This window comes from Aquabacterium olei (genome assembly GCF_003100395.1).
GTDB lineage: Bacteria > Pseudomonadota > Gammaproteobacteria > Burkholderiales > Burkholderiaceae_C > Aquabacterium > Aquabacterium olei.
Genome location: NZ_CP029210.1, coordinates 1,546,146 through 1,559,843, shown reverse-complemented (window position 1 = coordinate 1,559,843; position 13,698 = coordinate 1,546,146). Strand labels below are relative to the sequence as shown.

Genomic DNA, 13,698 nt, shown 5'->3' with positions numbered 1-13,698 from the left:
GTTCACCCGCACCTTGCGCACACCAAACTCCACCGCCTGCCTCCACGACGATGTTCAAGACCACAAGCCTTCTCCAGGCGCCGCCCTCCGCAGCGTTTGTCGCCGTGGGAATGAACGCCCTCATCGAGCCCGCCCACGCCCTGGACCGGCTGAGCGCCACGCTCGCCCTTGCGCCATGAAGCCCCATGTGTCGGTCATCACCCTCGGCGTCGACGACCTGCCCCGCGCCGTCGCCTTCTACCGCGACGGGCTGGGTCTGAGCACCCAAGGCATCGTCGGCGCGGAGTTCGAGCAGGGTGCCGTCGCCTTCTTTCGCCTTGCGGGTGGGCTCAGACTCGCTTTGTGGCCGCGAGCCAGTCTCGCCCGCGACACGGGACTTCCCATGGCCGCAGCGGCACCGACGGCCATGAGCCTCGGGCACAACGTGAACTCGGTTGAAGAGGTGGACGCGGTGATGGCCCAGGCGCAGGACGCAGGGGCAAGAATCATCAAGCCGGCCCAGGTCACTTTCTATGGCGGCTACGCTGGCTACTTCCAGGACCCCGAGGGCCACCTGTGGGAAGTGGTCTACAACCCCGGGCTGGAGGCCCTCTGACGCAACCCCAGAACGACAAAGGCGACAAGCACCTGAATGCTTGTCGCCTTTGAACTATTCGGTGGGGTGGCTGATGGGACTCGAACCCACGACAACCAGAATCACAATTTGGTTTTCGTGCCTTTAGAATCAACAGCTTACGCCAGCTTTTGGAAAAAAACCAGCGTACACCGTGAGCAATCAATGCTGTCTGTCGGGTATGGTTTCCACGGCGTCGATGCATTCCTGGCAGGCAGCAGTGATGCCGCCTTGCAGGCCGTTGACCTTCACGGCGAGCCGGTCAGCTTCACCCGCCAGCCGTGCAACTTCTCCCCCGCATTCAGCGAGTAATCCACCTTCTCCGGCTGCATCAGCTCCCGGCTGATCTTGGGGCGCTGCGCCTCCCGCACCTCCGGCAGCTGCAGCCCCTTCCCGGCGTCGACGCAGGGCGAGCCGCAGGCTGTCAAGTTCAGCAGCAGCGGCAGCGCGATCACGGTCAGCAGCAGCCGCAAGGCGTTGGTTTTCATCTTCGGATTCCTTCATCTGTTGGGCGCGCTTGGCGTCTTCGACGCGGCGCTGTTCGGCCAGGCGCACGGCCTGGCGGGCTTCTTCGGTGACGCGGGCCAGGTATCCCTGGTGCTCCCGTGCGTCCCCGTATCGGTTGACGGCCAGCCAAGCCAGGGCGAGCGTCCCGGCAATGGCCAGCACGACAGACAGGGCTGTTTTCATGCTGTGTCGGTGGTGGTGTTGAGGATGGCCAGCATCTCGTTGGCCTCGGTTCGGCGTCGGGCGGCCTGGTCCATGGCCGGCCCGTTGATCGCCTTGGTGATGGCGTCCAGCTGCCGCGCATCGGCCAGCTCGTTGCAGCCGCAGACCTTCCAGTACCAGGCGGCCGACAGGCAGGCGTCAGACGGCTGCAGCAGCAGATCCGGCTGTTCAAGGTAGGGGCGGCCCAGCTCGCGGCCGGCGCGCTCGTACCAGGCCCGGCCCGTGAGCTGGAAGATGCCGCGGCCATGGAAGCGGTAGCCGTCGCCGCTCGCCTCATCGCCGTTGCCGTTCTTGCCGGCGTAGACGCAATTGGCGAAGGCCACAGGCTTGCGCACCAGGCTCTGCGCCTGCGCCAAGGTCTTCACCCGGCTGGGGAACAGATCGAGGATGCGCTGGGCGCTGGAATAGGTCAGCACCTCATCGAGCCGGACGAAGCCCGACGACTCCACGATGGCCTGGCCAAGAAAGGCCGCCAGGCGGCCCTTGGTGTCGATGGCGTGCAGCGCGCAGGCGGCGCGCAGCGGGTCCACCATGCGCTTGGCCAGCGTGGGCGGCACGCCCGACGCCAGCAGGTGATCGAGCGTCAGCGCGAAACCCATTCCGGCCGCCCCTTCACGCTCAGATTCAGCTTGATGCCGAAGGCCCCGCCCGTTCGCCAGCCCAGGTAGAACTTGCAGTAGGGCGAGAGGTAGGACACGAACGGCAGGGACAGCCACCAGCGGTTGCACACCAGCACGTCGGTCCAGCACGTCAGCGCCCCGCCGCCCGGCTTGTGGATCCGCGGCACCCACCGCCCTGTCACGATGCGCTCGCGGTCTGCCACGCCGATCAGGTACCACGTCAGGTTGTGGCACGGGTTGCGCAGCCACCAGAGCACGGCCAGGCCAATCGACTCGGGCCGGCCTGCGCGCCAGGTGGCGTCACCGTACCAGCCGTCATCCTCGTTGCCGAACAGCAGCCAGATGGGGTCGATTTTTTTACGCCACCCCACGACATGCCGGCGCGCCGGTAGCGTGACGCTCCAGACCTGGCCGCGCTTGGCCGGTGGCCAACCCTCCCCTGCCAGCAGCGCGCTGATGCGATGGCCGCGGAACAGCAGCAGGACGGCCAGCAGCAGCGCCACGGCGAGCGCCGGCATGCTGTCGTGCCCGTGGCCACCCAGGGGGATGGCGGCGAGCCATGCACCCCACGCCACCAGGCCCGACAAGGCCCAGCGCACCGGCCGCGGCGTGCGCGCATCGGTTGCGGACATGGCCAGGGCCAGGCCGCCCAGCATGATGGCCAGGCCGCACAGCACCTGCAGCCAGCCGAGGAAAGTGTGAACAGTCGGAACAGTCATCACGCACCCCCCGCCTTGCTGCGCAGAAAGGCCAGGCCCAGCGGCAGCAGCTCGCGCTGTCCGATGGCGGCCAGGATGGCCGTGCACAGCGGGTTTGCTGCGTCATCGGCCAGGTGAAGGGACAGGCCCGGCAGGCTGTTGAGCAGCGCCACCAGCACGGGGCCGGCCAGCTTGCTGCCAGCCCAGATGCCGAGGCCCAGCGACATGCAGAACGTCATCGCCATGGCGAAGACGCTGCGCGCAGACATGACGGCACGATCAGATGCGCCGACAGCCGTAGCCGCGCCCAGGATCGCCGCCATGACGACGGGCGGGGGCACCCCCATGGATGCGGCCAGGAAGCCCATGGCCGAGGTGAAGGCGCCGACCGATGCGAGCAGCGCCGTGGAAGTGGGTTCAGCCATCAATGGCCCTCCAGAAATGAAAAACCCGCCTCATGGGCGGGTGTGGTTGCGGGGCGGGTTCGGTCAGGTGAGCGTGGCCAGCTCGGCGCGCAGCTTGACGGCCTGCGCCTCAAGGTCCACCAGGCGCGACGTGTCGCCAGTCAGGGTGGACTCGCGCACGGCTCGCGGCGTCTTGGCGTCAACCGCCAACAGCTCGAGCTTGATTGCGGCGATACGGTCGGCTTTCGCCGTGTCGGGCGGTGGAGGCTGCGTAGCCTGCCAAAACTCATGCTCAAGGCAGTCGGCCTCCGATGCGGCGGCGCGCCATCCCATTCCATCCTTACGGACTGCGTAACTCACAGGTTGTCCTCCCAGCCGACAAATACGGCGTTGCACGAAGCGTTGTCACCGGCATAAAAAAGGTAATCCGACTCCAGCAGAACCTCACCCAGCACGGTGAATCCATTTCCGGACGCGGTGGTGGTGTTACTCACCGTGAGCGGCGCACGCAGGTGGTTGGTGCCCGAGTAACCGCCATAAGATGCAGACGGCGCCACCATGGCGGTCATGCCGGCGGCCGAGGACGTGCCCACCATGAGGGCTGCTTTTCCGGCGGTCGGGGGAAGCGCAACCCCCGTGCTCAATCCGCGCACCCGGGAGGATGCCCAGGTGGGCGTGGTGATGTTGCCCTGGACGCCATAGAACAGCCCAGGGAAGCCTGCAGCCAGCGCGCCGTCGCGTTTGAGGCGAACGGTGCGCCCGTATTGGACGAACCCGTACGGGTATTTATTGGCGGTGCTATCGGTGTAGATCCAGCCGACGCGGGTCTTGAAGGTGTAGCCGGCCGGCATTGTTGGCGCCGTGCCCGACATCGAAATCAGGCTTGCGACTGTCGAGCCGTTCCAGATCACCCACAGGCTGTACCACGTAGAGGCGGCGAGGGTGCCGGTATCAAGCCCGTTGACACCCGTTCCGGCGCTGTTTAGCGCAACCGCCACCCCGCTAAGGGTCTTGTAGCTGCCGGATGCGTTCGACAGCACAAGCTCATCGGCGCTGATGCTCACGGCGGCCGATGAGCCAGTTGCGGATGCCTGCAGGTTCTTGGCGCCGCCAGTTATGGCAGGGGCGGCAATGCCTGTCGCGGGGTTCTGAAGCGTCCACTTGTCCAGCGTGCTGTCGTAGGTCATCTCCAGCCAATGGCCAGCGCCTGCAATGTCACCTGGCGCCAAAGGCAAGTTGTTGCCCTTCACGATGGCCTTGGCGGCGACCGTGCCGGAGTTTGGCGTGAACGTGGGCGTGGTGGATGTGTTTGCCAGGTTGGCTCGCACGAACAGCGTCAGGCCGTTGGTCAGGGTGCTGATGTTCGGGTTGTAGATCCCCGTGAGCGCGTCGGCCGTGCCACCCGCAGCTGATGCAATGGTGCCGCCCTGTTGGATCGAGCCAACCAGCAGCCCGGCGTCGGGGATGTAGGGCGCCCACGCATAGCGGCTGATGTTCCCGGCGGTGATTGTGGTTGCGCCATAGGCCACCGTAACGACCCAAAGGCCGATGTACCCGGCGTCAGGTGCCGGGGTGACCTGCGATCCCGTAGCGGCCGCTGCGCCCGCCTTGGCGGCCAGCGTGACGGATACCTTGCGGTTTGTGGCTTGCGCCTGCCCGGAGTTGCTGGGCCCCGAGTAGGCCGCCGCCGGGTTGCTGCTGTTGTAGTACGGCAGCACGGTGGCGCCGGCGTCGGCCTCCGCAAGCGTGGCCTGAATCAAGTAGTTGATCGACTGGCCAGCCGTGCCGGGAGCGGAAAGCGTCAGATACGTGGCATCGAGGTTGATCCCTTGCTTGACGATCTGGTGCGTGGTGTCCGCGGCCAGCGAGCTGTAAGCGGAGCTGTCGAGGTTGGCCAGCTGGTAAATGTCGCCGGGGCCGATGGCCACACGCATCGAGGCGGGCGAGTCCGGCGTGGCAGCCAAGCCAAACGCCATGGTGGTGGATCCGAACAGCGCAGCGCACAGCTTGGCCAAGCCAACGAGCGCGTTGCGGTTCGTGCTGAGAAGGTCAGTCTCCAAGGGGATCTGACCGGGGTAGACGATGGGACGGTCCATATTTTTGATGGCTACCTTTTAGAGCGCATTGCGCCCGATTATGAGGCGATGTTGACCCACACCGTTGCGCCGGCGGGCCGCACCGATTCGACGGCTGCGTAAATGTCGGCATCGGTCACGGCGCCCGACACATCGGCCAGGGTGGCGTACTTGCTTTGGCTGGGCGTGCTGTAGGCCAGCGCGGGCTTGCCATAGCCCCCCACCATCGGGATACCGGCCGAGCTGGGCCGCTTCGCTTGCACGAAGCACTGGAACGGGAGCGCCATGGAGCCGTACGCGCCAGCAGATCCGTACCCGGCCACGGGGGCGCCGTATCCGCCGCAGTCGGTTGGCCGGGCGGGCTCGATGATCGTGGGCTCTCGCCCCGTCAGATCTACCAGCACCCGGCGCAGCGCGGCGCGGGTGGCGCGCTCGCGCAGAAGCGACAGCAGGATGCGGGTGCGCAGGCTGGTGTCGGACTGGTTGATGGCGCGCACCAGGGAGCTGCCGAAGAAGTCGGCCGCGATCATGTCAAGCCAGCCATCTGTTGCGGTCTTGATGCGCGTCTGCAGGCCGGCGTAGCTCACCAGGGAAAACAGACCCGCGTGCACGCTGGCCAGGCCCGACAGCAGGCCGTCGACGACGGGCGAGCTGTCCGGGAACCAGCGGGGCAGCACGGCCTTGAGCCGCGCAAGCATGTTGGATTGGTCACCGATCATGGGCACCTCATCAGGAAACAGTGATGGCGCCGGCCTTGATGACCTGTTTGGCTGTTGCCGCCAGATCTGCCGTGCCGCCGTTCAGGGTCAGGGTGGCCGCGTTGGTCACACCCGGGCTGGCGTCATAGATCACCTGCATGAGTCGGCTGTAAGGCAGGGCCTGGCCGAGACTCAAGCTGTTGATGTAGCTGGCCAGCGCGAGCTGCACGGAAGATCGCACCGTGGCCGCGTCGTACCCGCCGGCCACCGTCACGATCACGGACACATTGGCCGTCAGGACAACGGGGGCGAACACCGCAAAGGTGCTGGTCAGTCCGCGGGCCGCCTCCACTGCCGAGCCAACACTGGCAAGCAGGCCGGCCGACGGGGAGCCGGTGCCGTCATCGACCACGACGAAGAAGTGGCCAGGCTGGGCGGTGCCGGCATAGGTCACGTTCTCGGTGATGGTGTAGGTCAACCCGGCTTTCACGGCGCCGATGGCCGCGCCGATGGCCGAGCCGGTCGCCTTGCTCAAGCCGTTGACCCACACGACGAATCGCGCCCGATAGGCTGCATCGGTTTCGGCGTCAGCGCCGCCGACGAACGCCGCGGCGTTGGTCACCGTGTCGACACCGGACAGGCCGCCCACGATGGTGGACACCGCGCCGATTGCGGCATTCCCGCCGGCGCCAGGGGTCGATGCAGCCACGGAAACCTGCACCGTGTTCTGCGTCGGCGCCAAGGTTGCCGGCGCCGTGGTGGTGTACTGCCAGGCCCCGTCGGCGGTCTGCACAGTCGTGCCGGCGGGGATGGTGACCGAGGCCCCGGCTGTGAAGCGCGAGAAGGCCACCACGCCGCTGGCGTACTGCGCGCCGAGCCGGGCAAAGCCGTAATCGGCCATCCAGCTGTCGAGGTCCGATCCGGTGCTGGTCGACGCCCGCGAGCGCGCCAGCACGCCGAGCACCAGGCTCTGCAGCCACAGCGCCATGGCGGCGTTGGCCTCAATGAATGCCCGGGTGATCGAGCCCACAGACACGTCCACCAGGGCCTTGGCCGAGGCTTGGATGGCGGCGGCCTGCTGTCGAATCAGGCTGGTGAAGAATCGTAGGTGGTGAGTGCCATGTTGTCAGGTGGTCACGTTGAAGGAAAGGGCCACAGGGGCCCCGGTGGATGCGTCCGCGTAGCTGATGGCGCACTGCACCCCGCCGCTGATGAGCGTCACCGTCACCGACGGCTCGGGCTTGGCGGCCACGCACGACTCCAGAAGCATCTGGCCACGCACCAGCGCCTTGATGCGGCCGACGTCTGCGACGGCGCCGACCAGGCGGGCCAGGCCGGCGCCATAGTCCGGGTGAAACGGGTAGTCGCCCGGGTTGGTCAACAGTCGACGCAGCACGCGCTGACGCCCCATTTCCACGCCGCTGACGGCGGCCAGGTCGCCCGTCGAGCTGGTGCCCACGTCGCTGAAAATCACATGGGATAGATCACTCATTGAGCCACCCCCGTGATGCCGCTGCCGGTGCTGACGCCGCCGTGCTTGTGGGTCTTGAGGCTGATGGCGTCAGCCGTCACGTCCCCGCCGGTGACCTTGAGGGTGCCGGCGATGGTGGCCGAGCTGCCGCCGGTACCGCCGCTGATGGCCATGCCACCCTGCCCGACCAGCTGCTGCTTGATTGTGGTCACGCCGTCGATGGTCATGGGGCCCGTGTGGCTCCAGGCAGCGGCCTGGCTGGTGATGGTCCCATTGCCCGCCAGCTTCACCGTGGCGCCATGGCCATCGGAGAACGTGGCCGCGCCGTCGTTCGTCAGTTTGAAGAATGCGCCCGACTGGTGAACCATCCACAGCTCGCCGGATGGGCAGGCTAAAGGCCGGTCCTCATCGCTGAACAGCCGAAGGGAAGCAATGCCCGCCTCCGGGTGCCCCTCTTGAAATTCGACGTGCACCATGTCGCCCACCGCTGGCGGCGAGAACAGCCCCCAGCCATTGCCAACCCACGGCGAGCCGAGCGGGATCCAGCCGGTTTCCACGCCCTCCGGTTGAAGGCTGACCTTCACGCTGTAGTCGTTGGGGTTGTAGCTGGTCACGGTGCCCAGGCGCGTGACGCCGCGGCCGGCGTTGGCCATCAGGGCCTGCAGCCGCATCGTGTTCAACAGTTGTTTCACAGGGTCACCTCGTTGTCAGGGGAGCGGTTCTTGGCGCGCAAGGTCATGAGGTAGCCGTCCGTCATGCTCATGCGCCGCGTGATCGACTCCGGGTAATAGGTCTGGTCGAAGGCGGTGCCGGTGCCGCGCAAGGCAACAGGCACCGTCGTTGTCAGAAGCTCGTCGGCGGGCAGGGTCACGTCCAGCTTCATTTCGTGGGCCGTGATTTCTGCGTGGATGGCTTGGGCGCGCTGGATCGCCTGCTCATGCGTCAGGCCGGGGATGTTGCGCACGTAGCCATCTGGCTGCGATGCGCCGCTGGTGCCCGCAGCCGCCCCCTTGTGCTTGCCCTTCGGGTAGGTGGCCTCAACGACCTTCTTGCCCTTGGCCGACCAACTGCGCACGGTCACGGTCACGTCGCGGGCCACCGTGAGGTTGCGCGACAGCCGAAGATCCATGCCGGTGAACGAGGGCGCCCCGTCGGCCGGTGGCGTCCACTGCAGCACATAGGGCGCCCCCTTCTCGGACGGCTTGGGCTCGAAATGCAGCTCACTGCCGGACACGTAGACCGCAAAGCCCTCTTGCCGGGCGAGCCAGGTCAGCAGATCCCATTCGCTCACCTCTCGCGTCATCAGCGCGTGGTCGATGGCGTAGTAGCTGCCCACCAGCTTCGCGGTGTCCTTCACCACGGGCAGCAGGCCCACGCGAGCGGCCAGCACGCGAGCAATGGCGCCGGCCGTCATGTTGGCGAACTTCTCCGTGGTCTTGCGGTCGATGAACAGGCCGGTGAAGTCCCGGCCCGACAGCTCCACCATGCCGCGGGCATAGTCCACGCTGACGTCATCGGCGCGGCCGGTGATGAGGTGCTGCAGCTGCGCCACCGACTTGTCGGCACCGATGCCGGCGCGCACCTGCACGCGCAGGCTCTTGCCGCTGGCCAGCGTGTCCACCGGCAGCTCGGCCGGCAGGGACGACAGCGGGAGCCACACGCGGAACTCGTCGGCATCAAATGTGGTGTTGTTGGTGACCTCGAAAGACTCCCAGGGCACCAGCACATCATTGACCAGCACGGCCCCACGGGGCTGGCGCGCAACCGGCGTCGGCTGGGTGTTCAGGTCAGACATTGGTCACCCCTCCCATGCCATCCGGCTCGGCCGGCAGCGACAGCGTGGACACCCCCGACAGCATCGGGTCAGTCAGGCCATTGGCGCGGGCGATGGTCGACCATTCGGATGCGTCACCGTATGCGTCGGCCGCCAGGTCGAACAGGTTGCCGCCGGCCACCGTGGTGGTGGATCCGCTGCGCGCCTGGCCGACGTTGGCAGCGATGCGCCCCACTGTCGAACTGAGCTGCAGCAGCAGCGGCGCCTGCGTCATGGCGGCCACTTGCCCCGTGAGTCGTGCGGCCTGCGCCGCCACGGGGTTGTTCGGCAGGATCCCGCCGACCGTCGCCACGCTGTTGATCGTGTTGGCCGCGGTGGCCAGCATGGTTTGCGCAGCAGACTGGACGGCCTGCACGGGGACCAGCACCGAGTTGATGGCCGCCTGGCTCGCTGTGGCGAAGTTGGAAACAGCCGCGGTCGCCGACTGCATGGCGGCCACCAGCTCGGACAGCTTGCTGTCCCCGATGGCGTCGGCCAGGTTGCCGGCCGCTTGTGCGTCCTGCTGCACCCACACATCCACGCCGGCAGAAGGCGCCGACGTCACCGGCTGACTGTCGAAGCTCACCACCTCGCAGCTGATGCTGTAGGGGATGTTGTAGGCCAGCTCAAAGGATGCGCGGAACGAGCGAACGATGACGGTGTAGCGCAGCTCGGACCACGCCAGCGTCAGCGGGGTGCCGCGCATGCGCAGGTTGTCGAGGTAGCGGGCGCGCTTGAGCGCATCGGCGCCGAACAGCACCCCGGACCAGTCCACGGGGGCAGGGTCGGGGCCCATGGCGTCGATGATCCGCTTGCCGCCCACCAGTCGGTGCACGACCAGCGCCTGGTCACCACCGAACGGCAGGCGCTCGGGGATTTCGGTGCCGGAAAACGTGAAGTCTCCCAGCGTCAGCGTGGTGGATGGTTGCATGGCTTATCGCAGGTTGGAGAGGGCGAGCGGGGCCAGGCCCTGGTTGGGGTCGAAGCCACCGGCAGATGCGAACGGGCGGGATGCCTCGTTGGCCTGGTGCTTGGTGACGACGGAAGCCACCTTGCGGCCGTCGAGGTTGATCTGTGTGGACACCTGCACGGGCCGGCCGCCGCCGCCTCGCACGAAGCGATCGGGCTTGGCCATGGGGTCGCTGTGCGTGGCGTCGTAGACCCAGCCGCCGAGGGTCTGCCCCTTCTGGCCTGAAAGCCACTCAACGCCGGGGTTCACCACGTTGTCGTTGAGCCAGGTGCCGGCCTTGTAGCCCACATACCCAGCCCCGGCGAGCAAACCCGCCTTGGCCGCGATCAGGCCCAGGCCGGACGCGGCGCCAGTCAGCAGCGCGCCCAGCGTCGATGCGGTTCCAGCGCCCAGCGCCAGGCGCACCGCCATCAGGCCGCCCTGCATCAGCAGCAGGCCGCCGCCGACCATGGCCAGGCCCGACACAACGGCCAGCGACAGCGCGATGGCCTTCGTCAGCTTGGGATGCTCCCGCGCAAAGTCGGTCAGGCTCTGCAGCGTGTCGCGCAGCTTCTCGGCCGCCTTGATGGCGATGGGCAGCACGACCAGGCCCAGCTCTTTCTGCGTGTCGCGCCACTTGGCCGTCAGGTCAGCCATCTGGCCGTCGGTGGTCTTCTTTGCGGCGCCAATGGTCTTGTCCACGCCCATGGCCTGCTGGATGAATTTGGAATCCCGCATCACCTGCACCATCTGCAGCGCCACGCCCGTGGCCAGGTTGGAGCCGGTGCGGTCAGAGAACAGATCGTTGATGATCTTGGCGCGCAGCTGGTCGGCCTTCTCGGTGTCGTCGGACGCCTTGAGCCCCAGCTTGCTGTTGATGGCGGGCATCATGTACTTGGACAGCGCCATCACCGGGTCCGTGCGCATCAGCGCCAGAAACTCGGGGTTCACGTTGGTGACCATGCGCGTCTGCGTCTTGCCGCCCACCTCGCCAATCTTGATCTGCTCAAGGTTGGCCAGCCCCAGGTTGGCCAGCGCGTGCTGGGCCTGCTTCGTTGCGCGGCCGGCGACGAGGTTCTGGTACATGGTCATCAGCGCCGTGCCGGTGCGCGAGCCGCCCATTTCCTGCATGGCCGAGCCCAGGTGCACGATACCCTCATCAGACAGCGACTTGAACGCGGTGCCGCCGGTTTTTGCGAACGCCTCAAGGTCGTTGAACTTGAGCGAGCCGCCGGAGCCGGTGACCATGCGCTGCGCCAGGTTGAGCGTCTTGAAGAAGTCTTCCGGGCTGTTCGTTGCGCCGCGCATGTCGGCGAAGCGCATCAGCGACTTGGTGGCGGCGCCGTCGATGGCGCTGACGCGCCCACCGAACAGCACCGCGTTGGCCGCGTTCAGCTCACCGATCTTGCCGGCGGCAAACTGCGCCTGGCTCATGTTGCCAAAGAACGCATAGGACTCGCGGAACGTGTCCATCATCTGCGCCGCGCTGGTGCCGAACTTGTTGGCGCCGCGGGCGAAGCTGTCGGCCTGTTGGTTTACGGCATCACCCAGGTTCAGGGTCTTGAATCGGGCGTAGGCCGTTTCATACTCGCGTGCCGCGTCCAGCGGACCCTTGAACAGACCGAGCCCGAAGCCCCCGACAGCAGCCAGCGCGCCGCCGGCAACAGTCAGGCGAGAGATTCGCAACAGTTGACTTTCAATCTGCGACAGCTGACGCTGCGAACCATTAAGGTGGCTGTTGAACGTCTGGAACTGGCCGATGATCGAGGTCAGCCCGGAGGTGACGTTGTTGATGAGGGACAGCCGGACGCCGATTGCATAGGCTTCAAACATTGGACACCGCCATGAGTAGTTGGATGGGGCGCGCTGCGCAGCGCGCACATGAATGGGCAGCTGACCGTTTCAGCTTTGTGCAGTACCCGCGCATCCGGCCAGTGACGCCGGCCGCGGCACCGATGACGCCTGGCCAGTACCTTGTGCGCCTGCTGGCCGGCCTGGTTGGCGTGGTGCTCACCCTGGCCGGCGCAATGCTGGTGCTCGGCGGGGTTGTGACCATCGGCATCGTGCTGATGGGCGTGTTCGGTTAACCGAAGTACCCGCCGGCCTCGGTGATCTGGCCGCCCAAGATCCCGTCGCGTAGCGCGTCACCCAGCAGCCGCTCGATGGCCTTGCGGTTGCGGAAGACGGCCGGCCCCAGCACAGGACGCGGCGGCATGCGCGACGTGCCCAGCTCATGGAACACCATGGTGGGGTCCGTGGCGCCCACAACGGCCTCCAGCCCGCGCACGGTGCGGCCGATGCTGTCGCGCATGTCCCCGCTGCGCACCAGGGGCGAATTGGCCGGGAAGCCAGCCGCCACCTTCTTGGCCTCGTACGACGCCGACAGCGGCGCCCACGCGGGGAACGGGCCGACGGCGGGCTGGTAGTTGCCTGGCCGCCCCCTGGCGTCTTCTTCGATCAGCCTGGCGGCGCGATCAAGGCCACGGCTTGCGTGGGCTTCGATGTTGCGCTGCACAGCGATCATGTGGCTCACGAACGCCCCAACGGGGTCATTGCCGCCAAACACGTGCGCCACCCGTGGCGCGCTGCGTGCGGTTGTCGGAAGCATCACGACTCCTTGAACTTCATGGCAGACCAGTCGAACTGGTGCCCCTCCATTTCGGAGAACGCGATGCACCAGCCGGCGGCTGTGACCTCATCGAGCGAAAAGGCCACATCGAACGGAACCCCGTTCTTCACCAGCCAAAGCCGCTCCCTTATTGGGGCGGCTGTTGCGACTTTTTTAGGGCGGCCTTGTCTGCCTCGGGGTCCGAAGCGCCAAAGACCTCGTCCACCTTGGCCATGATGGCGGCCACGCCCTCCTCGCCCAGCCGGTTGATAAGCGCCTCCAGCTCGGACTTGCGTGCGATGGGTTCGACGTCCTCGCCGTCGATGGATGCGACGAACAGCAGGGGCATGCACATGCCCATGTAGACGGCATTCTTGGCGGCATCGCCGACGGCTTCGACCAGCCGGAACTGCGCGAGCACGCCGGGCTTGCGCAGCTTGATGGCGCGGCCGGCGCCGTCGATCACCTCGGCCTCGCGCACGGCGGCGGCAATGATCTGCTGGGTGGGGGTGGTGTTGATGGTGACGTTCATGGTGTGTCCCTGGTGTTACGCCAGCTTGAGCTTGCGCGATGCGATGAAAGAGAGGCGCTGTTTCACCGACGCATCGCCGGTCCAGCTGCCCGCGTCGTCCAGCTTGAGCAGCACGCCGGTGTAGCGGTACTGCGTCACGCTGCCGTTCGGCTCGGTGATGGTTTCGGTGATGGTCGCCGGGGCCTCGTTCTGGCCGGCGTAGTAGTTCGCCTCGAGCTGGGCAAAGTAGTCATCCACCGTGCTGTCCTGGCGCTCCACGTCGAACGAGCCGGACCAGCCATCAGGGAATCGCAGGTGACGGGTCACGCCGTCCATGCCCTTGATCGGCTGGTCTTTGGTGTTGGGCTTCGCGGAGAAGCCGGTGATGAGCGACAGGCGCAGCGGGCCGCTGGCAGTCACGATGGAAAGCGAAACGTCGCGGCCGACGGAAAAGCCGTTCACGGGCATGTGGGGTTCTCCTGAAAACAAAGAGCCCGCCGGCAAGGGGC

20 protein-coding genes are annotated in these 13,698 nt (G+C 66.7%); 3 read left to right on the top strand and 17 right to left on the bottom strand.

The features are described 5' to 3' along the window. The first annotated feature begins 50 nt into the window (after positions 1-50). Together DEH84_RS19630 and DEH84_RS07125 are read left to right on the top strand one after the other, a co-directional pair. Entirely contained in the window at positions 51-179 is a 129-nt protein-coding gene (locus DEH84_RS19630) for a hypothetical protein (RefSeq protein WP_281262566.1), read from the top strand. Then, entirely contained in the window at positions 176-595 is a 420-nt protein-coding gene (locus DEH84_RS07125; protein ID WP_109036057.1) for a VOC family protein, read from the top strand. The genes DEH84_RS19630 and DEH84_RS07125 overlap by 4 nt, the downstream gene beginning before the upstream one ends. Positions 596-861: 266 nt before the next feature. Here DEH84_RS07125 and DEH84_RS07115 read toward each other — a convergent pair whose 3' ends face one another. The 13 genes from DEH84_RS07115 to DEH84_RS07055 all read right to left on the bottom strand — a co-directional run bounded on the left by DEH84_RS07115 (position 862) and on the right by DEH84_RS07055 (position 11,903). Next, positions 862-1,101, bottom strand: coding sequence for a hypothetical protein (locus DEH84_RS07115; RefSeq protein ID WP_109036055.1), 240 nt, complete (start codon positions 1,099-1,101; stop codon positions 862-864). A gap of 198 nt (positions 1,102-1,299) precedes the next feature. Continuing rightward, positions 1,300-1,941, bottom strand: a complete 642-nt coding sequence (locus DEH84_RS07110) for a glycoside hydrolase family 19 protein (protein ID WP_109036053.1) — start codon at positions 1,939-1,941, stop codon at positions 1,300-1,302. Then, the gene (locus DEH84_RS07105) at positions 1,926-2,681 is read right to left on the bottom strand and encodes a hypothetical protein (RefSeq protein ID WP_109036051.1); all 756 of its coding nucleotides are present in this window, start codon (positions 2,679-2,681) and stop codon (positions 1,926-1,928) included. Before DEH84_RS07105 ends, DEH84_RS07110 begins: the two co-directional genes overlap by 16 nt. Continuing rightward, positions 2,681-3,085 (bottom strand): hypothetical protein, encoded by a 405-nt coding sequence (locus tag DEH84_RS07100; RefSeq protein WP_109036049.1) that lies wholly within the window; start codon positions 3,083-3,085, stop codon positions 2,681-2,683. The genes DEH84_RS07105 and DEH84_RS07100 overlap by 1 nt, the downstream gene beginning before the upstream one ends. A 63-nt stretch (positions 3,086-3,148) precedes the next feature. Then, positions 3,149-3,397: a hypothetical protein gene (locus tag DEH84_RS07095; protein ID WP_109036047.1), complete on the bottom strand. Its 249-nt coding sequence runs from the start codon at positions 3,395-3,397 to the stop codon at positions 3,149-3,151. Positions 3,398-3,420: 23 nt separating this feature from the next. Beyond that, entirely contained in the window at positions 3,421-5,160 is a 1,740-nt protein-coding gene (locus DEH84_RS07090; RefSeq protein WP_109036045.1) for a hypothetical protein, read from the bottom strand. Between the two features lie 38 nt (positions 5,161-5,198). After that, positions 5,199-5,858: a UCP028438 family phage-derived protein gene (locus DEH84_RS07085; protein WP_245932705.1), complete on the bottom strand. Its 660-nt coding sequence runs from the start codon at positions 5,856-5,858 to the stop codon at positions 5,199-5,201. A 10-nt stretch (positions 5,859-5,868) separates the two neighbouring features. Beyond that, positions 5,869-6,879 (bottom strand): baseplate J/gp47 family protein, encoded by a 1,011-nt coding sequence (locus DEH84_RS07080; RefSeq protein WP_245932704.1) that lies wholly within the window; start codon positions 6,877-6,879, stop codon positions 5,869-5,871. 84 nt (positions 6,880-6,963) lie between these two features. Then, on the bottom strand, positions 6,964-7,329 hold the full coding sequence (locus DEH84_RS07075) for a phage tail protein (RefSeq protein ID WP_109036041.1): 366 nt from the start codon (positions 7,327-7,329) through the stop codon (positions 6,964-6,966). After that, entirely contained in the window at positions 7,326-8,000 is a 675-nt protein-coding gene (locus tag DEH84_RS07070) for a phage baseplate assembly protein V (RefSeq protein WP_159098899.1), read from the bottom strand. Before DEH84_RS07070 ends, DEH84_RS07075 begins: the two co-directional genes overlap by 4 nt. After that, the gene (locus tag DEH84_RS07065) at positions 7,997-9,103 is read right to left on the bottom strand and encodes a phage late control D family protein (protein WP_109036037.1); all 1,107 of its coding nucleotides are present in this window, start codon (positions 9,101-9,103) and stop codon (positions 7,997-7,999) included. Before DEH84_RS07065 ends, DEH84_RS07070 begins: the two co-directional genes overlap by 4 nt. After that, positions 9,096-10,052 carry a LysM peptidoglycan-binding domain-containing protein gene (locus tag DEH84_RS07060; protein WP_109036035.1) on the bottom strand — a complete coding sequence of 319 codons (957 nt, stop codon included), beginning with the start codon at positions 10,050-10,052 and terminating at the stop codon, positions 9,096-9,098. Before DEH84_RS07060 ends, DEH84_RS07065 begins: the two co-directional genes overlap by 8 nt. 3 nt (positions 10,053-10,055) lie before the next feature. Further along, on the bottom strand, positions 10,056-11,903 hold the full coding sequence (locus DEH84_RS07055) for a phage tail tape measure protein (protein ID WP_109036033.1): 1,848 nt from the start codon (positions 11,901-11,903) through the stop codon (positions 10,056-10,058). Between the two features lie 11 nt (positions 11,904-11,914). On the opposite strand from DEH84_RS07055, the gene DEH84_RS07050 reads away from it, so the two are divergent. After that, positions 11,915-12,157, top strand: a complete 243-nt coding sequence (locus tag DEH84_RS07050) for a hypothetical protein (protein ID WP_159098898.1) — start codon at positions 11,915-11,917, stop codon at positions 12,155-12,157. On the opposite strand, the gene DEH84_RS07045 is transcribed toward DEH84_RS07050, so the two are convergent. Genes DEH84_RS07045 through DEH84_RS07035 form a run of 4 tightly spaced genes read right to left on the bottom strand, consistent with a single transcriptional unit; the run spans position 12,154 to position 13,657 of the window. Next, positions 12,154-12,678, bottom strand: coding sequence for a phage virion morphogenesis protein (locus DEH84_RS07045; RefSeq protein WP_109036029.1), 525 nt, complete (start codon positions 12,676-12,678; stop codon positions 12,154-12,156). The genes DEH84_RS07050 and DEH84_RS07045 overlap by 4 nt on opposite strands. After that, positions 12,678-12,809: a hypothetical protein gene (locus tag DEH84_RS19625; RefSeq protein ID WP_281262565.1), complete on the bottom strand. Its 132-nt coding sequence runs from the start codon at positions 12,807-12,809 to the stop codon at positions 12,678-12,680. Before DEH84_RS19625 ends, DEH84_RS07045 begins: the two co-directional genes overlap by 1 nt. A gap of 17 nt (positions 12,810-12,826) precedes the next feature. Further along, complete coding sequence (locus tag DEH84_RS07040) at positions 12,827-13,210, bottom strand: hypothetical protein (protein ID WP_109036027.1); 384 nt, start codon at positions 13,208-13,210, stop codon at positions 12,827-12,829. A gap of 15 nt (positions 13,211-13,225) precedes the next feature. Beyond that, entirely contained in the window at positions 13,226-13,657 is a 432-nt protein-coding gene (locus DEH84_RS07035) for a hypothetical protein (RefSeq protein WP_109036025.1), read from the bottom strand. Between the last annotated feature and the right edge of the window lie 41 nt (positions 13,658-13,698).

What these genes read in the sequence shown, in the direction of transcription:
- DEH84_RS07075 (WP_109036041.1), bottom strand. Translation starts at nt 7,329, where the DNA reads ATGAGTGATCTATCCCATGTGATTTTCAGCGACGTGGGCACCAGCTCG.
- DEH84_RS07115 (WP_109036055.1), bottom strand. Translation starts at nt 1,101, where the DNA reads ATGAAAACCAACGCCTTGCGGCTGCTGCTGACCGTGATCGCGCTGCCG.
- DEH84_RS07065 (WP_109036037.1), bottom strand. Translation starts at nt 9,103, where the DNA reads ATGTCTGACCTGAACACCCAGCCGACGCCGGTTGCGCGCCAGCCCCGT.
- DEH84_RS07105 (WP_109036051.1), bottom strand. Translation starts at nt 2,681, where the DNA reads ATGACTGTTCCGACTGTTCACACTTTCCTCGGCTGGCTGCAGGTGCTG.
- DEH84_RS07040 (WP_109036027.1), bottom strand. Translation starts at nt 13,210, where the DNA reads ATGAACGTCACCATCAACACCACCCCCACCCAGCAGATCATTGCCGCC.
- DEH84_RS07095 (WP_109036047.1), bottom strand. Translation starts at nt 3,397, where the DNA reads ATGGGATGGCGCGCCGCCGCATCGGAGGCCGACTGCCTTGAGCATGAG.
- DEH84_RS07050 (WP_159098898.1), top strand. Translation starts at nt 11,915, where the DNA reads ATGAGTAGTTGGATGGGGCGCGCTGCGCAGCGCGCACATGAATGGGCA.
- DEH84_RS07045 (WP_109036029.1), bottom strand. Translation starts at nt 12,678, where the DNA reads ATGCTTCCGACAACCGCACGCAGCGCGCCACGGGTGGCGCACGTGTTT.
- DEH84_RS07085 (WP_245932705.1), bottom strand. Translation starts at nt 5,858, where the DNA reads ATGATCGGTGACCAATCCAACATGCTTGCGCGGCTCAAGGCCGTGCTG.
- DEH84_RS19630 (WP_281262566.1), top strand. Translation starts at nt 51, where the DNA reads ATGTTCAAGACCACAAGCCTTCTCCAGGCGCCGCCCTCCGCAGCGTTT.
- DEH84_RS07090 (WP_109036045.1), bottom strand. Translation starts at nt 5,160, where the DNA reads ATGGACCGTCCCATCGTCTACCCCGGTCAGATCCCCTTGGAGACTGAC.
- DEH84_RS07060 (WP_109036035.1), bottom strand. Translation starts at nt 10,052, where the DNA reads ATGCAACCATCCACCACGCTGACGCTGGGAGACTTCACGTTTTCCGGC.
- DEH84_RS07110 (WP_109036053.1), bottom strand. Translation starts at nt 1,941, where the DNA reads ATGGGTTTCGCGCTGACGCTCGATCACCTGCTGGCGTCGGGCGTGCCG.
- DEH84_RS07055 (WP_109036033.1), bottom strand. Translation starts at nt 11,903, where the DNA reads ATGTTTGAAGCCTATGCAATCGGCGTCCGGCTGTCCCTCATCAACAAC.
- DEH84_RS07035 (WP_109036025.1), bottom strand. Translation starts at nt 13,657, where the DNA reads ATGCCCGTGAACGGCTTTTCCGTCGGCCGCGACGTTTCGCTTTCCATC.
- DEH84_RS07125 (WP_109036057.1), top strand. Translation starts at nt 176, where the DNA reads ATGAAGCCCCATGTGTCGGTCATCACCCTCGGCGTCGACGACCTGCCC.
- DEH84_RS07100 (WP_109036049.1), bottom strand. Translation starts at nt 3,085, where the DNA reads ATGGCTGAACCCACTTCCACGGCGCTGCTCGCATCGGTCGGCGCCTTC.